A 20,597-nucleotide genomic window follows, 5' to 3' on the forward strand; every position below is an offset into this window, starting at 1 on the left:
GCTAGTAACTCTCCAGCCAGGAGGCAGGCAGATCGGCACAGAGCACCAGCAACTGGCCCGAGGTGCCGGTTTGTAGGGCCACCGAAAGGGTGACGTCCAGGGTGGCATCCGGCAAGCCCAAATAGGGTGCAGAAACCTGAACCTGACCGGGTTGTTCCAGGGCTGTACGGAAATAACTGCGCCGGGCCCAGAGTGCGCCTGCACTACGATTGAGCGGGGCATAAGCGGGCGTAGCCGTGGGGACTCCACCAGGATGCAGGTTTTCAACGATCTGAACCCCTTCGGCATCAAGCAGGTAAATCCGCTCAATCGCCGGGTGGTCCTGCAATGGCTGGGTGGCGGTCTTGAAATCCATGTTTTCCTGCAGGCTTTTGGAGGCTTCCTTTAACAGCGACTGAAGCGTGCGCTGTTTTTTCGCCTGGGTATGCTGTCGGGCCAGTTGGGCATGCAGGGCATTCTGGTGCAGGGATTGAATGGAGCTGGCCAGAGTGGGCTCGTCATATTCACCTTGAGGGGAAGGGCGCGAGAAATAAAAGCCCTGGGCCAGATCAGCCTCGCTATCCAGGGTCAGCAGGGCATCGTCTTCGGTTTCTACCCCTTCCAGCAGGACCAGGGCCCCGGTTTCGCGCAAGAGGGCCACGCAGCGTGACAGCCAGCGCTGACGCTTGGGGCTGTTGCGGGCATTGACCAGCATGGAGCGGTCGAGTTTGACGATATGCGGCTCCAGTTGCCAGATGCGGTCAAAATTGGACTGCCCGGTGCCAAAATCATCGATGGCGATCAAAAAGCCGGCATCCTTGTAATGCTGGACAAATTCCTGCAAGAGGCCGGGATCACTGACGGCATCTTCCAGAATTTCCAAAACCATGCGCTCACTGCCCAGGCCGCGGCGCTTGAGAAACTTTTCCAAGAGGTCGGCGCGCAGGTTTTCCGGATTGATGGTTTCACTGCGCAGATTCAGAAACAGCCACTGGTTATCGGTATTCATGCCGATAAAGTTGCTCAGGTGCTTGGCAATGCACTCACGATCAAACTGTTGCACCCGGTTTTCCAGTTGGGCTAGGTTGAAGGCTTGTAAAGGCGAGCAGGGCTGGCTGTTTTGTGTAGCTCTCAACAAGGCTTCATAGCCAACGACGCGACGGTGGGTCAGGCTGACAATGGGCTGGAAATGGCTATTGATTTGCATCGATTGGCTGGATCCCTGGCGTCCGGTGACAAGGTTAAATGGCAATTCAAAATAGGACATCCTGCAGTCACCCTCGCTAAAATAACATCTTGTGATTTTTAGTCATACAGCTTTTGCTGTGAAGTTGATCGCAGACTGATGCAAGAAAGAGGCCAGTTGTCATTAACCTGACATAGGGGCTGCATCTTGTCGCAAAGCTTGCATTTTTTGGTGCAAAATTCTGTCGCCGTGAACTTTATGCACTTAATAGGTGCGCTATTCTTGGCAGGCAAAAGCCAAGAAGTGTAGTAAACTGGCTGACCTTAAATTTTTCAAACCTCTGATCGACGTGTGCCCTGCCAAGCCCGGATAGTTCGGAGGTTGTTCATTCGTTCAAGTACAGGAATTTTCAAGATGGGGCGTGCCTTTCAAAACCGTAAAGAGTCCATGGCCAAAACGGCCGCGGCCAAAACCAAGGTTTACAGTAAGTACGGACGCGAGATCTATGCGACCGCCAAGTCTGGTGGCGCTGATCCTGATGGCAATCTGTCGTTGCGTAGCCTTCTGGATCGGGCCAAAAAGGATCAGGTGCCCGCGCATGTTATCGACAAGGCGCTGGATAAGGCTCGTGGCGGTGGTGGTGAAGACTTTGCCGTCGCTCGTTACGAAGGTTTCGGTCCCGGCAATATCATGGTCATCGTCAACTGCCTGACCGATAACCCCAATCGTACCTTTGGTGATGTACGCCAGTGTTTTACCAAGACCAAGTGCAAAATCGGCACGCCCGGCAGTGTCAGTCACATGTTTGACCACAGTGCTATTCTGGCCTTTGCCGGTGACGACGAAGAAGCCGTGCTGGAAACACTGATGGATGCCGATGTCGATGTTGCCGATATCGAGAATGAAGACGGTCAGATCACTGTGATCGCTCCTCACACTGAATATGCCAAGGCGCGCCAGGCGCTCGTGGCCGCCTTTGGCGAGCTGGATTTCGAGATGGATGAAATCCAGTTTCTTCCCCAGACCACCTCGCCGCTGGCTGATGAAGATCGGGAGATGTTCGATAAATTCCTGGATCTGCTCAATGATCTGGATGATGTCCAGACGGTTTACCATAACGCCGAGCTTTAATCACGGCAGGGGTAAACCCGGCAAGGGCGGGCTGGCAGCCTGCTCTTCAGGAGCGAGCATAAAAGCGGCTATAATGCCGCTTTTATATTTTTTATTGACCAACAAAGTGAACAACTGATGGAACGCACCTACACCCTGACTATTTCCTGCCCCGACCGGGTGGGTATTGTGGCCAAGGTCAGTAATTTTCTGGCCATGTATGGCGGCTGGATCACTGAAGCCAACCACCATTCCGATCTCCAGGCCGAGCGTTTTTTCATGCGCCACGAAATTCGCGCCTCTTCACTGCCCTTTGGTCTGGATGAATTCCGTACTGCTTTTGGCCCGATTGCGGCTGAATACGAGATGGAATGGGACATTTCCGATTCCAATATCAACAAGCGGGTAGTGCTCATGTGCTCGCGTGAATCCCATTGTATGGTCGACCTGCTGCACCGTTGGCAGAGTGGCGAGCTGGCTTGTGATATCCCCCTGGTGATTTCCAATCATGAGGATCTGCGCAATCTGGTGGAGTGGCACGGTATTCCCTTCCATCACGTGCCGGTCACCAAGGACAACAAGCCGGAAGCCTATGCCCGGGTGGAAGAGCTGATCGATGAAGCCGAGGCTGATTGCGTGGTTCTGGCTCGTTACATGCAAATTATTCCGCCAGCGCTCTGCGAAAAGTATCAGCACCGGATTATCAATATCCATCACAGCTTCCTGCCTTCCTTTGCCGGGGCCAAGCCCTATCATCAGGCTTACGAAAGAGGGGTTAAGCTGATCGGTGCCACCTGTCACTATGTTACCGAAGAACTGGATGCTGGCCCGATCATCGATCAGGATACCGTGCGGGTGAATCATCGCCAGACAGCACAGGATATGGTGCGCCTGGGGCGTGATGTTGAGAAGAGCGTACTGGCCCGTGGTCTGGCCTGGCACCTGCAGGATCGAGTGCTGGTCTATGGCAATAAAACCGTTGTTTTCAACTAGAGGTAGGCTGTTTTGATTCTCCAGGGTTTTGCGGTCTTGCTGGTATGCCAGCTAGTGGGCGAGCTTTTTGTACGCCTGACCGGCATTCTGGTGCCCGGCCCGGTCGTGGGTATGGCCCTTTTGCTGATGGTCCTTCTTTATCGTCGGGGTGTGCCCGAAGCCCTGCGCAGCACCTCCGAGGGACTCCTGCGCTACCTGCCCCTGCTGTTTGTGCCTGCCGGGGTGGGTCTGATTAATCACGGCCAACTGCTCAAGCAGGATTTACTGGTAATCAGCATCACGCTGGTGATCAGTACCGCTTTGACTCTGGTGGTCACCGTCGTGGTTCTCCAGGGATTGCGAAAATACCTGGGAGGGAAAAATGGCTGATTTACCGGAAGTCTTCAGTGAGCTCTGGGTCTATCTGACCGCCAGCAAACTCTTGTATCTGCTGCTGACCCTGGTGGCTTTTATGCTGGCCCAGTGGATCAATCGTCGTGCCGGGGGAACGCCCTTCCTGCACCCGGTGCTCGTCGCCATAGCCCTGATTGTCAGCTATTTGCTGCTGACAGATACCAATTACGGGGTTTATTTCGAAGGTGCCCAGTTTATTCACTTCTTGCTGGGACCGGCCATCGTTGCCTTGGCGGTTCCCCTGTTTGATCACCGTGAACGCATTCGACGGGAATTTTTACCGCTGATGCTGGCCTGTGTGGCGGGGATTCTTACGGCGGTGTTTTCCACCATGGCGCTGGTCAAGCTCTTGGGTGGACGAGAAGACACCCTGATGTCTCTGGCACCCAAGTCCGTGACTTCACCCATTGCCATGGGTATCGCCGAACAGATCGGTGGTTATCCGGCCCTGGCTGCCGGGATCGTTCTGATTACCGGGGCCATTGGCTGCGTCCTGGGGCCACCCATTTTCCGGTTATTGAAGATCGAGGATCATGCCGTTCAGGGCTTTGCCATGGGCTTGGCAGCCCACGGTTTTGGTACGGCGCAAAGTTTTACCCTGAGTAACCTGGCCGGGGCCTTTGCCGGTCTATCCATGGGAGTGACGGGCCTGCTGAGTGCATTCCTGATTCCCATCCTGGTGCGCCTTTTCTAAAAGCGCGATAAGTATTCTGTCGAGCAACAACAAAACAGGGGCCGTAAAAAGGCCCCTGTTTTTGTTTTGGCAGGCGTGCTGAATCGGCCGGTTAGCTGTCCAGTTGACGCTGCACCCAGGCATTCAGCTCGGTTACGCTGGTGGCAACAAAATCCGCGCCCCAGTACTGGGGTTTTTCATTGATGCCGATATAGCCAAAACCGGCGACCAGCGTCTGCATCTCGGCTCGGGTACCGGCTTCGATATCCCGGGCGTGATCGCCTATGTAGAGGCAGTTTTCCGGGGGGATCGCCAGTTGCCGGGCGGCAAAGAGCAGGGGAGCAGGGTCGGGTTTGCTGACGCCCAGATCTTCAGGGCAGACCACCACCTGAGGGTGCAGGCGCAGGGCTTTGATCAAGAGGTCAGTATAGATGCGCGGCTTATTGGTGACGATGCCCCAGGGCAGAGGCTGTCTTTCCAGACGCTGCAGCAGCATTTCCAGGCCATCAAAAACCCGGCTGTGCTCGGCCACCTTTTCTTCGTAGAGTTCCAGTAGCCGCTGGCGCAGAGCGGGTTGTTCCTGATCGCCGACTTTCACACCAAAGCCCAGTTCGATCAGGGCATTGCCGCCATTGGAGACCTGGTCACGGATATGCTCGTAGGAGAGTTCAGGCAGTCCCTTTTCCAGGCGCAGGCGGTTTAACGCCAGAGCCAAATCAGGGGCGGTGTCGACCAGGGTGCCATCCAGGTCAAAGAGTACGGCCTGGATGGGTGGTTTATCCATGGAAGGATAACTCGGAGGTTCCTTTTGTTCAGCAAGGGTTTCCACAGGGTAAAGCTCCATTATTCCGGTTTGGTGGCACGCACCAGGTAGTTTACCTGGACATCATGCGCCGTCAGCTTGTAGCGCTTGCTGAGGGGGTTGTAAGTCATGCCCATCAGCTCAGCAACTTCCATGCCAGCTTCACGGATCCATTCTCCCAGTTCGGAAGGCTTGATGAATTTGTTGTATTCATGCGTACCTCGCGGCAGCATTCTCATGACGTATTCTGCGCCAATAATGGCAAACAGATAGGATTTGGGGTTGCGGTTCAGGGTCGAGAAGAATACCTGGCCACCGGGCTTAACCAAGCGTGCACAGGCCTGGATAATAGCCGCCGGATCAGGCACATGCTCCAGCATTTCCATGCAGGTGACCAGATCATAGCTACCGGCCTCCTGATCGGCCAGCTCTTCAGCGGTCATCTGACGATAGTCGATGTCCAGACCGGATTCCAGTTGATGCAAGCGCGCCACAGCCAGGGGGGCTTCACCCATATCGATGCCGGTAATCCGGGCGCCGCGTTGGCTCAAGGCTTCACTGAGAAGGCCGCCACCACAGCCGACGTCGGCCACTTTCTTGCCTGCCACACCAGCCTGCTGATCAATCCAGTTGGCTCTGAGCGGATTGATGTCATGCAGGGGTTTGAACTCGCTTTCAGGGTCCCACCAGCGGGACGCCAGAGCTTCAAATTTGGCAATTTCGCCGGAATCCACGTTGGTGCGGTTTTCACCAGTGTTCATGCTTTTGCATCCTGTGATTGAAAAGAATCTTGTAGGCGTTGACGCCAACTGGCCGCCTGATCTTGCAGGGTTTTGAGATCCATGCCCTGCAGTTGGCCTGCCGTAACCCGCTGTTGACCGGTGACCCAGACATGGTGAACCTTGTCGCCCATGCGCCCGTAAACCAGTTGTGAGCTGATCTGGTGAAGGGGCCAACAATCGGGAGTGTCCAGTTTAAGGCTACAAAGGTCGGCTGCAAACCCCCGGCGTAACTGGCCGGTATAGGCTTCCTGGGCCAGCGCCTTGCCGCCCTCCACTGTAGCCAGTTGCAAAGCGGCTGTGGCGGGCAGGGCAGCGGCATCCTGGTGAACGGCCTTGGCCAGAAGGGCGGCTGTCTGCATTTCCGCCCAGAGATCCAGGTCATTGTTACTGGCGGCACCATCGGTTCCCAGACAAAGGCTGACACCGGCCTGACGCAGGGCCTCCACGGGACAAAAACCACTGGCCAGCTTGAGATTGGATTGCGGGCAGTGGATGACCTGGACGCCGCGTTGGGCCAGTAACTGGATTTCTTCTGCAGTGGCCTGGGTCAGATGCACGGCCTGAAAGTTGGAATCCAGCAGACCCAGCTCATCCAAACGGGCCAGCGGACGTTTGCCCTGATGGTTTTCGGCATCTTCCACTTCAAAAGCGGTTTCATGCACATGCATCTGCACTTTCAGGCCCAGCTTTTGATTCAGTTCCCTGATTTTGTTCAGGGTTTCATCGCCGACGGTGTAGGGCGCATGAGGGCCGAACGCCAGGTGGATCAGCGGCTTATCCTGTAATTGCTGATGCAGTTGCCGGGTCTTGTCCAGGGCTTCATCGGGGTTGGCGGACCAGGGATTGGGGAAGTCGATAATCGGGGCGCAGATAAGCGCACGTATGCCCAGTTCTTCGGCCACTTCGGCCACAACTTCGGGGAAAAAGTACATATCACTAAAGCAACTGGTGCCATTCAGCAGCATCTCGGCAATGGCCAGCCGCGTACCATCTCGCACAAAAGCTTCGCTGACATGCTGCCCTTCCGCCGGCCAGATATGCTCTTCCAGCCAGGTCATCAGCGGCAGATCATCTGCCATACCCCGGAATAGAGTCATGCCCGCATGCCCATGCAAATTATGCAGACCCGGCAGCAGCAATTGCTGATCCAGTATTTGGGGTTGCAGGTGCGGGTAGGCGACGCGGGCCTGGGTTTGCGGCAGGATATCCAGAATCTGCGAACCGGCCAGAACCACGGCCTGGCCTTCCAGAGGTTCCAGTCCCTGGTCCGGGGCCTGGGTGTCCAGCGTCAGCAGCCATTGTGGAAAAAGAAGTTGATCAGCCTGGGAAGTAGAAGGTTCGGGCATGGGTTTTCCGGTATACTCTCGCGCCAAATTCAAACAGAAGTTGTTTATGCCAATTAAGGAAGCGTTATGACACCTGATTCAACCATGAAAGTAAAGGCGATCGAATGGCAGGCAGGTACTCTCTTGCTGCTGGATCAGCGTCTTTTGCCTCACCAGGAAGTCTGGGTGAAGTGTAACAGGGTTGAAGAGGTGGTGGCAGGCATTCGCGATATGGTGGTGCGCGGTGCTCCTGCAATCGGTATTGCTGCTGCTTATGGAGTGGCCCTGGCTGCCCGCACACGTTTTGCTGCTGATCCGGATAACTGGAAAGCGGACGTGGAGGTGGATTTGCAACTGCTTGAAGCCAGCCGTCCCACGGCGGTCAATCTGAGCTGGGCGATCAAGCAGATGCGCCGCCAGATCCAGGGTTTTCAGCAGGGACGGGACCCTTTTCGGCTCTTGGCTGAGTTTGCTGCCAGAATTCACCAGGCCGATATCGAAGCCAATAAGGTGATGGGGCAGTTGGGGGCCAAAATACTGGCCGAGCATCAGGAGCAGGGGCGAGAAGTCATGACCCATTGCAACGCCGGTGCTCTGGCGACCGGCGGCTATGGCACGGCACTGGGTGTGATCCGGGCTGCCTGGGAACAGAAGTTGATCGATCGGGTGCATGTTAATGAAACCCGCCCCTGGTGGCAGGGTTCTCGCCTGACCGCCTGGGAGCTGCAACAGGAAGGTATACCGGCGACCTTGCACGTGGATTCAGCCGCCGCCCACCAGATGAAAACCTCACCCATTAGCTGGGTGATCGTGGGGGCTGATCGCATCACCGCAGAAGGAGATGTCGCCAATAAAATCGGCACCTATCAGCTAGCCATTCAGGCTTTGCATCATGGTGCGGGCCTGATGGTCGTGGCACCCACCAGCACCCTGGATATGGACCTGGATTACGGCGAGGATATCCAGATCGAGGAAAGAGCAGCCGATGAAGTCCTCTATGCTGCGGGCCAAAGAATCGGTGCCGATGTCGAGGTGGCTAATCCCGTATTTGATGTCACCCCGGCTGATCTGGTTGATTATCTGGTGACGGAAAAAGGCGTGATCCATCGTCCTGACAAGGCCAAACTACAAAAGCTGATGTCGCATAAATCCATGCATTGATCTATCAGGGTTGATGCCTGCATAGCAGGGGGTAAAGATGCATCCTCATTTTATTACTGAGCTGGCCACCTGGTGCGCCCTGGTCATCGAAAGCCTGGGCATCGGCCTGATTACGGTGATGCTGGTGTATGCCCTGACGCGTTCGGGCATCGAGCTGCTGCAACGCCAGCCTAAAGACTGGGTCTTCAGTGAGCTGCGTCTGCGCCTGGGGCGGGGGATTCTACTCGGCCTGGAAATCCTTATTGCAGCCGACATCATTTATACCGTTGCCGTGGAGCTGACCTTCCAGACGGTTGGTGTTCTGGCGTTGGTGGTGATTATCCGTACCTTCCTGAGTTTTACCCTGGAAGTGGAATTGACCGGACGCTGGCCCTGGCAGGAAGGCGGACAAAAGGATGACAAAGAGGGCCTGAGCTGAATCGAAATAAAATTTCAGTTCAGGCAAAAAAATGCTTGCAATTCAGTGAGTGACACCTATAATAGCGCACCATTGAAAGGCAACAGCCCTTCAACCGATTTTACAGGACTATAGCTCAGCTGGTTAGAGCGCTACCTTGACATGGTAGAGGTCAGCGGTTCGAGTCCGCTTAGTCCTACCAAAATATGAAAAAGCCGCCCGATATCTATCGGGCGGCTTTTTTTATGCTTTCTGATTTTCAAGAAGCTTTTCATTAACTGGATCAGCAAGTTAAGTGCGCCACATCAATAATTATCCTTTGTTTATGGTATATAAACGCTTCGTTAACCGATCGCTCAGTATTTGCTCATCCAGATCACTGCGGCGCCAATAAAAATCTAACTAAATTAGGGTGTTTGCAGAAGTGGGCGGCTTGATCATCTCTATATCACTTTTGGCTTTTTGTCTGGTGCTCTTTACGTCTTTTCTCATGCGGTATCGCGCCTGTATGGCGGATAAGAATGCAGACGTCCATCGCCTGGAAGTGCAATTACAGGATAAGCAAACGCAACTGGACAGCTACATCCAGAGAAATCCTGAAAGCTTGATGAAGCTCCTGGCGGAGAGTATTGAAAAAACCTCCCGGGAGATTGCAGAGCTGAGAGCAGATGAAGCTGACAATGAATTATTAATACAACAAAAAGAAAACCAGCTGCACCGGGTACAGGTGCAAATGACCGAGATCGCTGATTCCATTCAGGTCACCACCCTGGATTGCCCCACCTGCGGCCTTCCCCTGATTAACAGGAAATTTCACCCGGTTGACGGTTATCTCGCCGGGCATCGAATCGAGCTGGAAAGCGAATACGTTGAATACCAGTGCGGACTGGCCTTGAAGGATGGTGTGGTGGTTTCCCCTTGTAGGGGATAACTGCCGGGGCAATAGCCTGCTCGTTTAAACCTGCATGAAAAACAAATGTTTTCACTTGCTTACATAAAGTTAACACTTTTGGTAGAATAACCCTTTAGATTCTGGGCTTAAAAAGTTTCTAGCTCTGCCGGGCTGGTAATTAATGGATTTATAAGGGGTCGCTATGCGTTTTTCATTTATTGGGGTGGTCTTGATGGCGGTTTTCCTGACTGCCTGTGGGTCCGAGGAACCCCAGGGGTTATTGGAAGATCAGGTTCGTCAGCAAATTCGGCAATATCTGGCTGAAGAATACAGAGACCCTGATGCCATCCGTTTTCGCAATGAAGGTTTTTCCTCCTACGATCTGGAAACGGCTACCTTTATCGGCGGATTTCTACCCCAGGCCACCAGCTTTATGTTCTGTGGCGAAGTAAATGGTAAAAACGAATTTGGGGCCTATACCGGCAACAAAAAATTCGCCCTCATCTATCTGGCCGCAACCGACTCCGAACAGGCCCCGGACATAGATATCGCCTACAAGGGTACCCATCTGTATAGTTCTTATTCTCAGGATTGCCGCTAATTCCTGTTATGGCTTCTCAGCTGCCTTCTAGAGGTAGCTGAGAACGACTAGTCCTCCAAATCCTACCTAGCTTGTTGGCAAGGAAATCATCGCGAAGAGCGCAAGCGCATGCCAAGCCTGCCAATGCCTGATTCGATACCAAGACAGGAAAGCCGATCAATTCCAGGGAAGGGGTTTTGACTCTCACCTTACTTGATCTCCTGCACTCATTACCGACTGCTCATGCTTTTTGCACGCTTTCTTTCTGGTGAAAGCACGCTTTTAGCCGTGAATAAATAAAAAAGTATTTAATATCAGTTGGTTGAGAATTCAGAAGAGAAGATAGCGAGCGCACATCTATTCAGGATAGGCGGCATGCACGGTTTGTCGGGAAAGTTTGATCTGAGTTCTGGTAAATCAGCAGTAGATACAGTAGGTTGGGGGAAAAGGTAGGCAGATATCCAGATCGTGGAAACGCGCATGCTTACTATTAAAAGTTTTGTGCACCGCACAATATATAAGTAATTGAAAATTAAGTAAATATTGTATCTTTTGCGCTTAATCAACAGTTAGACAAATTTGAACTTTCGTGCAAGGCTTGAAGCCTAAGCGTTGCCGCGAAAGCGAGCTTGCGGCGGACAAAGCGGAGAGCTTCAAGTAGAGCGCAAATTAGTCAACCCCAGGCGGTGTGGTCGCCCTGATCAGGCAAGGAGTGTTCCAGAGAAATGGAGTTAACTATTCAATTTAAAGACTACCCTGCAGCCTCACAAAACAATACGGACCAGCGGACGCTAACGCGCCGCTGACCTATGGTCGTTAGGCTTACAGGAGTATAGATGAACGACGATGAACTTTTACAGCTCCTTTCTCTGAAGCGTACGTGGCTTGACGATATCGTTGGAGTTTTTCTGAAGCGTCCGAATGGTGTCGCGGAAATCGACGCTGTGGTGGCATCGCTACTCAAGACCGACCGCAACATGGGTGCCGAGGGCGAGGCGACCGTAACTAGGACAATCAATAACTTCTGCATTAACGCGGGTGATGAAGAGGGGAAGGTACGACACCCAATTTTCGAACGTATCGGTCCAGCGCAATACCGGCTTCTTACATTCCCGAACGCACCGGACCTTATTGAAGTTCAGAAGATACAGTTCGCTGAACACGCGTATCAGCGCCTTTGGGAGTTCTTTGTCAGTCATGCTAAGAAGAAGCCCAAGTGGAACGAGCTTACAAAGCGTCAGCGGCTAGAAGCGTTTGCGAGAAATCTCAAGGAAAACGAACAGTTGCAGAAGTTGCTGGAAGCATACGGGGGGCAACCTCCCCTTACCGTCTAATCGCAAAGGCCTAACCATCGGCTCCAAGCGACCCGGGAGAGCGGCGCGGCCACTTTCCCGGGCGCCTGAGCCGTGCCGTTCAGGCTGTAGAAAAAACTAAGAGGCCTCAGGTTTTGAGAGTTTTCCGCGCTCCTATGTAAATTCTGGAGTTTCTGATGATAAAAAGTGCTCCAGAATTCACGTAGAGTCAGCATTTTTAGTACAAAAAATGATCAATTTTATAGACTGAGGTTTTTCTACAGCCTCGTTATGTGCTTTGACACCTGATACGTTACAGGGTACATTCAAGGGATGATTCGAAGCTTCAAACACAAGGGCTTGGCAAAATTCTTCAAGTCCGGCAGCACTGCAGGGATTCAGGCCGCTCATGAAAAGAGGCTTCGGCTAATTCTCGGTAGATTGAATGCAGCATCGAATGCCAAAGATATGGACTTACCCGGTCTTCGCTTGCACGAGCTCTCTGGCAATCGTGCCGGAATCTGGTCAGTGACCGTCAGCGGTAACTGGCGAGTGACTTTCCGGTTCGAAGACGGAGATGCCGAGATTGTGAACTACGAAGATTATCACTGAGGTACCGCCAATGTTAATGCACAACCCTCCGCACCCGGGTGAAGTGCTGCGAGAGCTTTGTCTTGAGCCCCTTGGCCTTTCTGTCACAGCAGCAGCAGAGGCATTGGGCGTTAGCCGCAAAACGCTGAGTGCCGTGTTGAATGGCAAGGCCGGCATTAGTCCAGAAATGGCGATCCGGCTCTCTATCGCTTTCGATACCTCGGCAGAAAGCTGGCTAAATCAGCAGTCCCAATATGAACTTTGGCATGCTGAACAACATCGCAAAGAGCTCAACGTGAAGAAGCTTGTTGCGGCCTGAGGCAGCACATAACCAAGCCATGCACCGGATGCCAAAACCTCCGCTTCGCTGCGGTTCTGTCACCGGTGATAGCGGGCGCTAAAGCGGGAAATCCGAGTCATGGCACCTGATACCCATCCGTGTCAAAATTAGGTGATACGAGAACGAGAGGTCTTGTCCATGAATCTACAGAAAATTGAAGACGAGGCGCTACACCTCCCTAAGGAGGAGCGAGCCCAATTGATCCAGCGGTTGGTATTGAGTCTGGAATCTCCTTCTGAGGAGGAGCTTAGGTCCGATTGGTTGCTTGAGGCTCGCCGTAGAAGCGAAGAGCTCGACAATGGCACAGTACAGGCTGTGTCTGTTGAGGATGTTATGAGGAAGGCCAGAGCACTGATCAAATGAACTATGATTTTCACCCGGCAGCGGAAGCCGAGTTCCTGGAGTCAGTTGGTTATTTCGAATCAAAAGTTCCGGGATTGGGTGGTGCCTTGATCGAGGAGTTTGAGGCCCTGGCCAATTTAGTTGGCGAGTCACCAAAAGCCTGGCAAGTCGAGCTGCCACCAGATATTCGCAGAGTGCCCCTTCACAGATTTCCCCTGTCTATCGTTTACCGAGAAATGTCTGATGGTTTTCAGGTTCTGGCCGTTGCCCATGACCGTCGGCGTCCGCAGTACTGGCTGGGCCGGCTTTAACAATCAGCTGCACAGCGACCGATTTTCCGCCGCTTCGCGGCTCCAAACCGGCGCGTGAGCCGGGCGTTAAAAATTCGAAATCCCTCGCTGATTCTTGTGCTCAAGCAATAAGCTGCCTTCCTAATGCCTGATCAAGTGAATTTCACCAACGCTAAGTGCATCTAGACGCCAAGCATTTGGCTCTAAGCAGCAGCAAAGCTTTTGCATTCCTTTTCTCTTTATACCATTATTGTACGATACTTGTATTTTGATGGGTGAATCGCATGCAGCAACTGATCGCTGGGGCTGGGCAGGGCATCGGTCTTGAGCTGGTGAGGCAATCGCTGGTAGAAAGTCACTGGAAGCGTATTTACGCCCTCTATCGCACGTCCGGTGAGGCCTTGCAGCAATTAGCTGACGAAGATTCGCGTTTAATCTGCCTGCAGGTGGATCAGCAGAAGGATGAAGATCTGGCCAAGTTGCCTGAGCAACTGGACGGTAAATTACAGCGGGTCATCAATACGGCGGGTCTTTTGCATTCGCAAGCTTTAGGTATCCATCCGGAAAAGAGCCTTCAGCAGCTCAGTCGCCAGGCCCTGCAAGAGGTTATGAGCGTCAATGCCATTAATCACCTGCTATTGCTACAGGCGTTACAGCCACGCCTGGCACGTCGGGGGCCTTTGCAGCTGGTATCCTTGTCGGCCAAGGTGGGCAGTATTGCTGATAACCGCCTGGGGGGCTGGTATGCTTATCGAGCCAGCAAGGCGGCTTTGAATCAGCTGCTGAAAACCCTGTCGATCGAGATGCGGCGTTGGAACCCCGAAAGTCTGGTTGTTGCCCTGCATCCCGGTACCACGGCCACTGAGCTTTCAGCACCCTTTCAGCAGCGGGTTCCTCCCGAGCAGCTTTTCTCGGTTGAACGCACGGCCCGTCAGCTTTTAGAGGTTATGGCCGGTCTGGATGCCGAGGCCAGTGGCGGTTTTTATTCCTGGGATGGAAGCCGCTTGCCCTGGTGAAAGAGGTTTGCGAAAAGAGGTTGGATGGCTACTAAAGAGTATTATCGTCGGGGACCGGATCACCGCCAGGGGCGTTCTCTGGGGTTTGCCGAGCTGCGCCGCCAGTTTGATTTTCGCAGTATTCGTATTGGACACTGGGTCAGGCCGGAAGAGCAGGCCCAAGCCGCAGTGCATTTCTATGATGCCCTGATGGATTTGATGTGTCTGCTGCAGGGCAATGAAACCCTGATCACCCTGCGTGGCCAGCTTTCCCTGAGTTATGGCACCGGAGGCCGCCGTGGGGTGGCCGCGCATTATTCCCCGGCGGAGCGCAATCTGGCTCTGGCCAAGAATGCCGGGCCGGGTAGTTTGGCGCATGAATGGTTTCACGCCCTGGATCACTATCTGGTGCAGCAGCTTTTTGTGAAGCCGCCCAAGGGGTTCTTTGCTTCCAGCGCCTGGCTGCAGGATCATCCGACCCGCCCGCACCCGATTAATGCCTGTCTTGAAGCTTGTTTTCGCAGTATTTTCCTGTCTCCCGATGGTCAAGAGCCCAGTGCGCTTTTTCAGGCGTCACTGGCTCAGGATCGCAGTCAGGGCAGTGTTTATTACAGCCTGCCTGAAGAAATGGCCGCCCGGGCCTTTGAAGCCTATATTCAGGATGCCTGGATTACCAACCATTATCTGGTTAAAGGAAGCCTGCAATCACCGGAAGCCAAGCGTGGGCTCTATCCGCAAGGGGAGCAGCGCGAAGCCATCAAAGTCGCTTTTGAGGCCTATTTTTCCCGCCTGGGGCCAGCCCTCAGGGCGCAGCAGGAGGCAAGATCACATAAAAGTGGCTTGCTGTAGCCGGAAACAACTGTCAATCTTAAGTTACTCTTTTTAAGAATCTTGGGGAAGCTACGAGATTTCAGGATGAAAAAATTTGCCTACTGGATGTTGTTGTTTCTCCTGCACCTGCCTGGAGCGGCGGTTGCGGAGGACTTGTACTGGCTGGAGTATTCGCAGTCTTCTTTGCCCAATTCTGCCGAGCAGGAAGGGGTGAGGGAGGTCTTTGACTGGAATAGCAATCTTAATCTGGGCCTTCAGGATGAAGTTATCTGGCTGCGTTTTACCACGTCGGAAGACCTGAGCGACCAAGAGCTTTACATCAATAACCCTCTGCTGCACCAGGTGACCCTCTTTCAACTGTCACCGGAAACAACCTTTGCCGCCATCTGGCAGCCGGTGAATCCGGTTCTGGAAGTCTCTTTTTTGGGCGAGAAGCGACCGGCAGCCCGGCCGCGTTTTAGCCTGGAGGCAGACAGCCGTTATCTTTTGCGTCTGGAAACCAGCCAGGCCGTGCGCTTGGGCATCTTTATGCAGACTCGGGAGGCCACCGCCCGTGACCAGCAGCTTTTTTACCTGCTGCAAGGGGCTTATTTCGGTCTGGTATTGGGCTTGGCTATCTATAATTTGCTGCTTTACCAGCGCCTGAAAGACCCCAGCTATCTCTGGTATGTGGGTTTTGCTTGCAGTGTGGCCCTGTATTTCTTTTTTCAGAAGGGGCTGAGCTTTAATTTTCTGCCTTTTCTCAGCCTTGCCGCCAATGAATCCCTGATGTTTACCGCGACCGGGTTAAGCAATCTTTTAACCCTGGAATTTGTACGCCGTTTTCTGCGTCTGGATCATCAGGACCCCTGGCTCGTCCCCTCCTTCCACTGGATGCAGCGGGTCTTGCTGGTTCTACTGCCGCTGGCCTGGCTACCCTGGCCGGGATTGATGGTTCTGGTTTATTCGCTGGTCAGCCCCGTGGTGATCCTGCTGGTGGTTGTAGCCAGTTGGCGAGCCTGGAAGCTGAGAGCCTTTCGGCCTGCCCGTTGGCTGCTGCTGGCCTGGAGCTTCCTAATTTTGGGCGTCACCCTGTTTATTCTTGCCGCCCAGGGCATTCTGCCTCATCACTTTTTAACCTACTATGGTTTTCAACTGGGGGCGGTCAGCGAAATTCTGCTCTTCTCCCTGGCGCTTGCCGATCGCATTCAGGTTTTACAGCAGGAAAAGGAAGAGCTGGCTGGTGATCGTCTGGTTTTGCAGCAGCTCAGTGATCGTGACAGCTTGACCGGGCTGTTTAACCGTCGCCACCTGGATAGCTACCTGGATAAAGCGCTCAGTTGTCTGAGGGAAGAAAAGCTGCCGCTGGTGGTGGCGCTGGTGGATCTGGATGATTTCAAGCAGTTCAATGATACCTGGGGCCATCTTCAGGGTGATCTGGCTTTACAGCATTTTAGTCAGTTGCTTAAGGAAAAGGCGCGCGAAGAGGTCAAGATTCACCGTTATGGCGGCGAAGAATTTGCCCTGGTGTTTCTGGGCTTGCCTTTAGAAGCTACAACCCGCTGGATTGAAAGCTGTTTGCATGAACTACAAGAGCGCCCCTTTGCAGTTACGGAAGCTGATCAGGTGACTTTGACCGCTACCGCGGGTGTGGCTGAAGGTCTGGAAACGGATACTGCAGCCAATTTGCTGGAAAGGGCGGATAAAGCCCTCTATCAGGGTAAAAGGGATGGGAAGAATACCCTGGTGATCAGTCAAGAATTTACCCAACAGGCAACTTAAAACAGGTGGGCCATGCAAATTTCCAAGCTTGAACTTCTCTATCGTTTGTCCAGTAACCCCGAGGGGGTTCCGGTTCTGTTTGTTCACGGTATTTTCAGTGGTGCCTGGATCTGGGATGAGTATTATCTGCCCTGGTTTGCCGACCAGGGTTATCAGGCCTATGCCTTGAGCTTTCGTGGCCATGGCCGTTCCTCGGCACCGGACCCGGCTGGCCAGTATCGCCTGGAAGATTATGTGCAGGATCTCAGTGATGCCATCGATATTATTCGCCGTAAGCATGGCCAGGAGCCACTATTGGTGGGGCATTCGATGGGGGGCATGGTGGTGCAGAGCTACCTCAGCCGTTTTCGTGGACGCGGTGCAATCCTTTTGGCGAGTGTGCCACCGCAAGGCCTGGTTCCTCTTAGCTGGGCCAATTTATTCAGTCATCCCCTGGAGTCCCTGACTCTGTCCCGTAGTTATTTCTTTCCTGAGCTGACCACCCCGGCCGAGTTTCATCAGGCCATGTTTGTCGGGCCGGTAGAGGCTGATAAGCTCCTGCGTTGGATGCACCAGCTGGTGCCTGAATCCTTTGCTTTGCTCTGGGATATGAGTTGGCTGGATCTGCCGCGAATCCATCAGGTCAGAAAAACGCCGCTGGCAGTCGTCGGGGCGCGGCAGGATCGCGTGATTCCACCGGCCATGGTTACCCTGACCGCTGCTACCTACGGGTGTTCGGCTTACTGGGCGGAAGCCGGTCACGGGTTGATGCTGGACAGCCATTGGCAAGAGGGCGCCAGAGCAATTGATGAAGCTCTGACAGCCCTGCTGGAAGAAAAGAGTTCAGAAGCAACTGCCTGAGGCGCTCGGTTGAGCGCCTGCGTTTAGGCGACTCGTGACAGGCTGCTGCTTTCTTCCTTGACCCGGTAGACGTGGTAGGCCTCGGGCCCAAAGGGGTCGACTGCGGTGTCCAGGTGCTCCAGTGCCTTGGGCAGGGGCTCACCGGTACGGTAGACCTTCAGTGCCAGGGTTTCTTCCGGCAGATCCACATCCAGAGGCACTTCAATCCAGACGAAAACCGCTTTTTCTGTGACCAGATATTCGCTGTGCACGAGGCGATAACCGCGGCGAAGCTTAAGCAGGGTGGTGTCTGCTGAGTTCAAGGGGTATTTGTGAATGGTTTTCATGATCTGCCTCCTCTTGTCTGGCGTACTTGAAGATTAGGCAAAAGATCGGCAGATAAAAACAGATAAATTAATTTCTATTCTTCGATTATTTCGATGTTTTATTGCTTTTCCAGGAGTGCCCTGATCGCCAGGTGGCGGGGTTGCCGAGTGCGCGTCAGGGCGAAAAGGGAATCGTGCACCTCGTCGATTGTCGCCAGACTGGTGACCTGATACTGGCGGCAGACTTCATCGGCAATGGCCTGGGGCGCTGCAAAGATCCCCCGGCCCTGGCTGCCGAAAACCTTGATCAGGGCACTGTCGTCAATTTCTGCTACTACCCGTGGATGCACCTGCTGTTGCTGAAACCAGTCCATCAGGCTGGCGAAATAGGGCGTCGTCATGGAATTGGCCAGCAGGGGGCGGCCCTGCAGGCTGGCCGGAAAATCATCTTTGAGTTCTTCTACCAAAGAGGCCGTGGCAAAGAGGCTGATGGGTGAATCGAGCAGATGATGAGCCGTCAAACCGGACTGGTTGAAGCTGAGGGGCAGGGAATCGGTCAGAAGCAGGTCGTATTCCTGTTTTTTCAAACCCCGGAAAAGATCATCCACCTGACCGGTATGGCAACGTAGCTGAAGAGGGCGTTCCAGCTGATAGATGGGTTCGATCAGCTGATAGGCAATCAGTTTATGGATGGATGCGGAAATGCCGATACTCAGCTTGAGAGGGCCCTGATGGTTATATTGTTCCAGGCTCGATTCCAGTTCCTGGGTCAGGGCAAAGATCTGTTCGGCATACTGAAACACCCAGCGCCCGTACTCGGTGAGTAGAAGACTGCGCTTTTCACGCCGGAAAAGCGGCTGGCCCAGGCTGGCTTCCAAAGCCGCCAGTTGGCTGCTCAGGGTCTGGGGGGCCAGTTCCAGTAATTCACTGGCACGGCTCATGGAGCCCTCACGGGCAATCAGCCAGAAATAATACAGATGCCGCAAATTCAGTCGTGATAGCACTGAAAAGCCTCGCTTTGCCCGGTTAGCCGGAAATCTCCGGCCACTGATGGCTCATATAGGCACTGATTACGCCACCCAGCCCCAGGAGAAGCAGTGCAGCCTGAAGGGATACCAGTGCGGCCAGGGCACCCAGAAGACCGGTGCCCAGGAGCAAAAAGCCGATTACGGTATTGCTGACCGCAACATAATCGGTGCGCTTGTTGCCGCCAGCCATATCCAGCATATAGGTTTTGCGACCCAGGCGCACACCCGAGTGGGCAATGCCCAGTCCCAGGAAGGCCAGGAGATAGACGGCCCAATCAAGACTGGTGGGCAGGGGCAACCAGGAAATCAGGGCCAGGGCGAGAGAAATTCCGCCAGCTAGACCCGAAGCCAGACTGAAAACACGGCGGCTGGAATCATCCGCCAAGCGCCCCCAGATAGGCGAACTGATTAACCCGGCCAAGCCTTCGGCGGCAATAAACAGGCCCAGTACGGCCAGGCCTTCCCCCAGATTATCCCTGGCCAGAGCCAGATAAAAGGGAGCAGCCAGGCCCGAACCCATGGCCAGGGCTCGGGCGATGACGAAAAGGCGAAAGGGGCGATCCTCCTTGAGCAGGCTGAGTTTCTTGATGGCTTCGGTAAAGCCATTGGCGCCGCCTTCGGTGGCACCGGGGAATTCAATAATACGGCTGAAAACCAGGCTGGCCAGGAACCAGAAAATGGCTGCTGCCAGGAGCAGAAGGGCATTGGCCGTGGCCGAAGCCTCCTGGAAAAAGCTGCCTAGCAGTAGACCCAGCCCCAGCGTGACCAGACCGGAGACGGAACTGATCCAACCACCCAGGCGTCCACGCCGTGTCTTGGGGATGGTTTTGCCCTGCACATCCTTGAAGGCCACTGAGCAGGCCCCGCGGGCCAAACTGAAGAGGGTTAATAAAACGAGCAGGGCGTAGCCGGCTGCCGCGCCTTCCAGCGCCAGAGCTGACCAGCCCATCAGCAAAAGTGCCAGCCCCTGGATGCAGCCACCTGCGACCCAGATCCATTTACGTAGAGGTTGGCGTCTGACCAGGGCACCAATCAACAACTGGGGCATCAGCGAGCCGGATTCCCGCAAGGGCACGAGTAGACTCAGCATCCAACCTGGCCCGCCCAGATGAAGCAGCAACCAGGGCAGGGTGGTTTTGCTGGAAGCCAGCTTGTCCGCCAGGCTGCTGAGGGTGTTGGCAATCAGCGTATAGAAAAAGTTGCCCGGTGTTTCCCGGCAGGCTTCTTCGGAAATATCCTTGCAGACGCGTCCTTCATCTTCTTCGGCCAGGCGCTCGTAGAGGCTGGCGGTCCAATGGCGATGGCGGCCTGGTTTGGACCGTGTCGGGTCTTCAGTTGTGGCCATGGCTGGACCAGCCTCCCTGGCGAATGACTCTGCGCCCTCCCACCGGTGGATTGTAGATATACACCCAGGCCTGTCCCAGGCGGGTTTTCAAAGGTGTCCGGTAGTAGAGGCCCTGTTCGTCGTTTTGACGACTAATGCCTTCCAATTGGTCGACTTTTGCCAGGGTGGGCGTATCGACTTCATAGAGTTCCACATCAATACCCCGCGAGCTGCTGAGCTTGGCACCGGGATAGGGGCCCAGATCATACAAGACGATCTGGTGGATTTTATCCTGACCCAGAAAACGGGCCTTTTCCAGATAGTGATGATTACTCTGTCCCTGTTTGAGACTGCCGTAGACGGCGATCAGAGTGGGCACGTTGTA

General features: G+C 54.1%; 25 protein-coding genes and 1 tRNA gene. 18 read left to right on the top strand and 8 right to left on the bottom strand.

The features are described 5' to 3' along the window. Position 1 precedes the first annotated feature (1 nt). The gene (locus DFK18_RS02275) at positions 2-1,246 is read right to left on the bottom strand and encodes a sensor domain-containing phosphodiesterase (RefSeq protein ID WP_218563878.1); all 1,245 of its coding nucleotides are present in this window, start codon (positions 1,244-1,246) and stop codon (positions 2-4) included. 333 nt (positions 1,247-1,579) lie between these two features. Between DFK18_RS02275 and DFK18_RS02280 the strand changes: the two genes are divergently transcribed. From DFK18_RS02280 to DFK18_RS02295, 4 genes are all read left to right on the top strand, one after another. Further along, entirely contained in the window at positions 1,580-2,296 is a 717-nt protein-coding gene (locus DFK18_RS02280) for a YebC/PmpR family DNA-binding transcriptional regulator (RefSeq protein ID WP_114416570.1), read from the top strand. Between the two features lie 117 nt (positions 2,297-2,413). Continuing rightward, positions 2,414-3,268 (top strand): formyltetrahydrofolate deformylase, encoded by an 855-nt coding sequence (gene purU / locus DFK18_RS02285; protein ID WP_114416571.1) that lies wholly within the window; start codon positions 2,414-2,416, stop codon positions 3,266-3,268. 12 nt (positions 3,269-3,280) lie between these two features. Beyond that, the gene (locus DFK18_RS02290) at positions 3,281-3,637 is read left to right on the top strand and encodes a CidA/LrgA family protein (RefSeq protein WP_342769737.1); all 357 of its coding nucleotides are present in this window, start codon (positions 3,281-3,283) and stop codon (positions 3,635-3,637) included. Beyond that, positions 3,630-4,355: an LrgB family protein gene (locus tag DFK18_RS02295; RefSeq protein ID WP_114416572.1), complete on the top strand. Its 726-nt coding sequence runs from the start codon at positions 3,630-3,632 to the stop codon at positions 4,353-4,355. Before DFK18_RS02290 ends, DFK18_RS02295 begins: the two co-directional genes overlap by 8 nt. Positions 4,356-4,446: 91 nt before the next feature. Here the strand turns inward: DFK18_RS02295 and DFK18_RS02300 are convergent, their stop codons facing one another. Genes DFK18_RS02300 through DFK18_RS02310 form a run of 3 tightly spaced genes read right to left on the bottom strand, consistent with a single transcriptional unit; the run spans position 4,447 to position 7,264 of the window. After that, positions 4,447-5,163, bottom strand: a complete 717-nt coding sequence (locus DFK18_RS02300; RefSeq protein ID WP_162299658.1) for an HAD family hydrolase — start codon at positions 5,161-5,163, stop codon at positions 4,447-4,449. A gap of 14 nt (positions 5,164-5,177) precedes the next feature. Then, positions 5,178-5,897: a bifunctional 2-polyprenyl-6-hydroxyphenol methylase/3-demethylubiquinol 3-O-methyltransferase UbiG gene (gene ubiG, locus DFK18_RS02305; RefSeq protein WP_114416574.1), complete on the bottom strand. Its 720-nt coding sequence runs from the start codon at positions 5,895-5,897 to the stop codon at positions 5,178-5,180. Continuing rightward, on the bottom strand, positions 5,894-7,264 hold the full coding sequence (locus DFK18_RS02310) for a TRZ/ATZ family hydrolase (protein ID WP_114416575.1): 1,371 nt from the start codon (positions 7,262-7,264) through the stop codon (positions 5,894-5,896). Before DFK18_RS02310 ends, ubiG begins: the two co-directional genes overlap by 4 nt. Positions 7,265-7,330: 66 nt before the next feature. Between DFK18_RS02310 and mtnA the strand changes: the two genes are divergently transcribed. From mtnA to DFK18_RS02380, 14 genes are all read left to right on the top strand, one after another. After that, positions 7,331-8,404 carry an S-methyl-5-thioribose-1-phosphate isomerase gene (gene mtnA / locus DFK18_RS02315; protein ID WP_114416576.1) on the top strand — a complete coding sequence of 358 codons (1,074 nt, stop codon included), beginning with the start codon at positions 7,331-7,333 and terminating at the stop codon, positions 8,402-8,404. A gap of 37 nt (positions 8,405-8,441) precedes the next feature. Further along, entirely contained in the window at positions 8,442-8,822 is a 381-nt protein-coding gene (locus DFK18_RS02320) for a DUF1622 domain-containing protein (protein ID WP_178006167.1), read from the top strand. A gap of 104 nt (positions 8,823-8,926) precedes the next feature. Next, positions 8,927-9,003, top strand: a tRNA-Val gene (locus DFK18_RS02325). Positions 9,004-9,309: 306 nt separating this feature from the next. Then, a complete protein-coding gene (locus tag DFK18_RS02330) occupies positions 9,310-9,732 on the top strand; it encodes a hypothetical protein (RefSeq protein WP_114416577.1) in 423 nt (140 codons plus the stop codon). 163 nt (positions 9,733-9,895) lie between these two features. Next, positions 9,896-10,294, top strand: coding sequence for a hypothetical protein (locus tag DFK18_RS02335; protein ID WP_114416578.1), 399 nt, complete (start codon positions 9,896-9,898; stop codon positions 10,292-10,294). A gap of 815 nt (positions 10,295-11,109) precedes the next feature. Continuing rightward, a complete protein-coding gene (locus DFK18_RS02340; protein WP_114416579.1) occupies positions 11,110-11,607 on the top strand; it encodes a hypothetical protein in 498 nt (165 codons plus the stop codon). A 291-nt stretch (positions 11,608-11,898) separates the two neighbouring features. After that, positions 11,899-12,177 carry a type II toxin-antitoxin system RelE/ParE family toxin gene (locus DFK18_RS02345; protein WP_008174254.1) on the top strand — a complete coding sequence of 93 codons (279 nt, stop codon included), beginning with the start codon at positions 11,899-11,901 and terminating at the stop codon, positions 12,175-12,177. 10 nt (positions 12,178-12,187) lie between these two features. Further along, on the top strand, positions 12,188-12,475 hold the full coding sequence (locus tag DFK18_RS02350) for a HigA family addiction module antitoxin (RefSeq protein WP_036148342.1): 288 nt from the start codon (positions 12,188-12,190) through the stop codon (positions 12,473-12,475). Between the two features lie 159 nt (positions 12,476-12,634). Then, complete coding sequence (locus DFK18_RS14805; protein ID WP_114416580.1) at positions 12,635-12,859, top strand: addiction module protein; 225 nt, start codon at positions 12,635-12,637, stop codon at positions 12,857-12,859. Beyond that, positions 12,856-13,149 (top strand): type II toxin-antitoxin system RelE/ParE family toxin, encoded by a 294-nt coding sequence (locus DFK18_RS02360; protein ID WP_114416581.1) that lies wholly within the window; start codon positions 12,856-12,858, stop codon positions 13,147-13,149. The genes DFK18_RS14805 and DFK18_RS02360 overlap by 4 nt, the downstream gene beginning before the upstream one ends. 263 nt (positions 13,150-13,412) lie before the next feature. Continuing rightward, positions 13,413-14,144, top strand: a complete 732-nt coding sequence (locus tag DFK18_RS02365; RefSeq protein ID WP_114416582.1) for an SDR family NAD(P)-dependent oxidoreductase — start codon at positions 13,413-13,415, stop codon at positions 14,142-14,144. 24 nt (positions 14,145-14,168) lie between these two features. Next, positions 14,169-14,972: a CLCA_X family protein gene (locus tag DFK18_RS02370; RefSeq protein ID WP_114416583.1), complete on the top strand. Its 804-nt coding sequence runs from the start codon at positions 14,169-14,171 to the stop codon at positions 14,970-14,972. Positions 14,973-15,038: 66 nt separating this feature from the next. Beyond that, positions 15,039-16,715 (top strand): GGDEF domain-containing protein, encoded by a 1,677-nt coding sequence (locus tag DFK18_RS02375; protein ID WP_114416584.1) that lies wholly within the window; start codon positions 15,039-15,041, stop codon positions 16,713-16,715. Between the two features lie 12 nt (positions 16,716-16,727). Continuing rightward, on the top strand, positions 16,728-17,555 hold the full coding sequence (locus tag DFK18_RS02380; protein WP_114416585.1) for an alpha/beta hydrolase: 828 nt from the start codon (positions 16,728-16,730) through the stop codon (positions 17,553-17,555). Between the two features lie 23 nt (positions 17,556-17,578). Here DFK18_RS02380 and DFK18_RS02385 read toward each other — a convergent pair whose 3' ends face one another. The 4 genes from DFK18_RS02385 to DFK18_RS02400 all read right to left on the bottom strand — a co-directional run bounded on the left by DFK18_RS02385 (position 17,579) and on the right by DFK18_RS02400 (position 20,591). Further along, on the bottom strand, positions 17,579-17,881 hold the full coding sequence (locus DFK18_RS02385) for a DUF7352 domain-containing protein (protein WP_114416586.1): 303 nt from the start codon (positions 17,879-17,881) through the stop codon (positions 17,579-17,581). 98 nt (positions 17,882-17,979) lie between these two features. Continuing rightward, positions 17,980-18,864 carry a LysR family transcriptional regulator gene (locus DFK18_RS02390; RefSeq protein ID WP_114416587.1) on the bottom strand — a complete coding sequence of 295 codons (885 nt, stop codon included), beginning with the start codon at positions 18,862-18,864 and terminating at the stop codon, positions 17,980-17,982. A 22-nt stretch (positions 18,865-18,886) separates the two neighbouring features. Next, the gene (locus tag DFK18_RS02395; protein WP_114416588.1) at positions 18,887-20,233 is read right to left on the bottom strand and encodes an MFS transporter; all 1,347 of its coding nucleotides are present in this window, start codon (positions 20,231-20,233) and stop codon (positions 18,887-18,889) included. Continuing rightward, positions 20,220-20,591 (bottom strand): gamma-glutamylcyclotransferase family protein, encoded by a 372-nt coding sequence (locus DFK18_RS02400; protein WP_114416589.1) that lies wholly within the window; start codon positions 20,589-20,591, stop codon positions 20,220-20,222. Before DFK18_RS02400 ends, DFK18_RS02395 begins: the two co-directional genes overlap by 14 nt. Between the last annotated feature and the right edge of the window lie 6 nt (positions 20,592-20,597).

Source organism: Marinospirillum perlucidum (assembly GCF_003336805.1).
Classification (GTDB): domain Bacteria; phylum Pseudomonadota; class Gammaproteobacteria; order Pseudomonadales; family Halomonadaceae; genus Marinospirillum; species Marinospirillum perlucidum.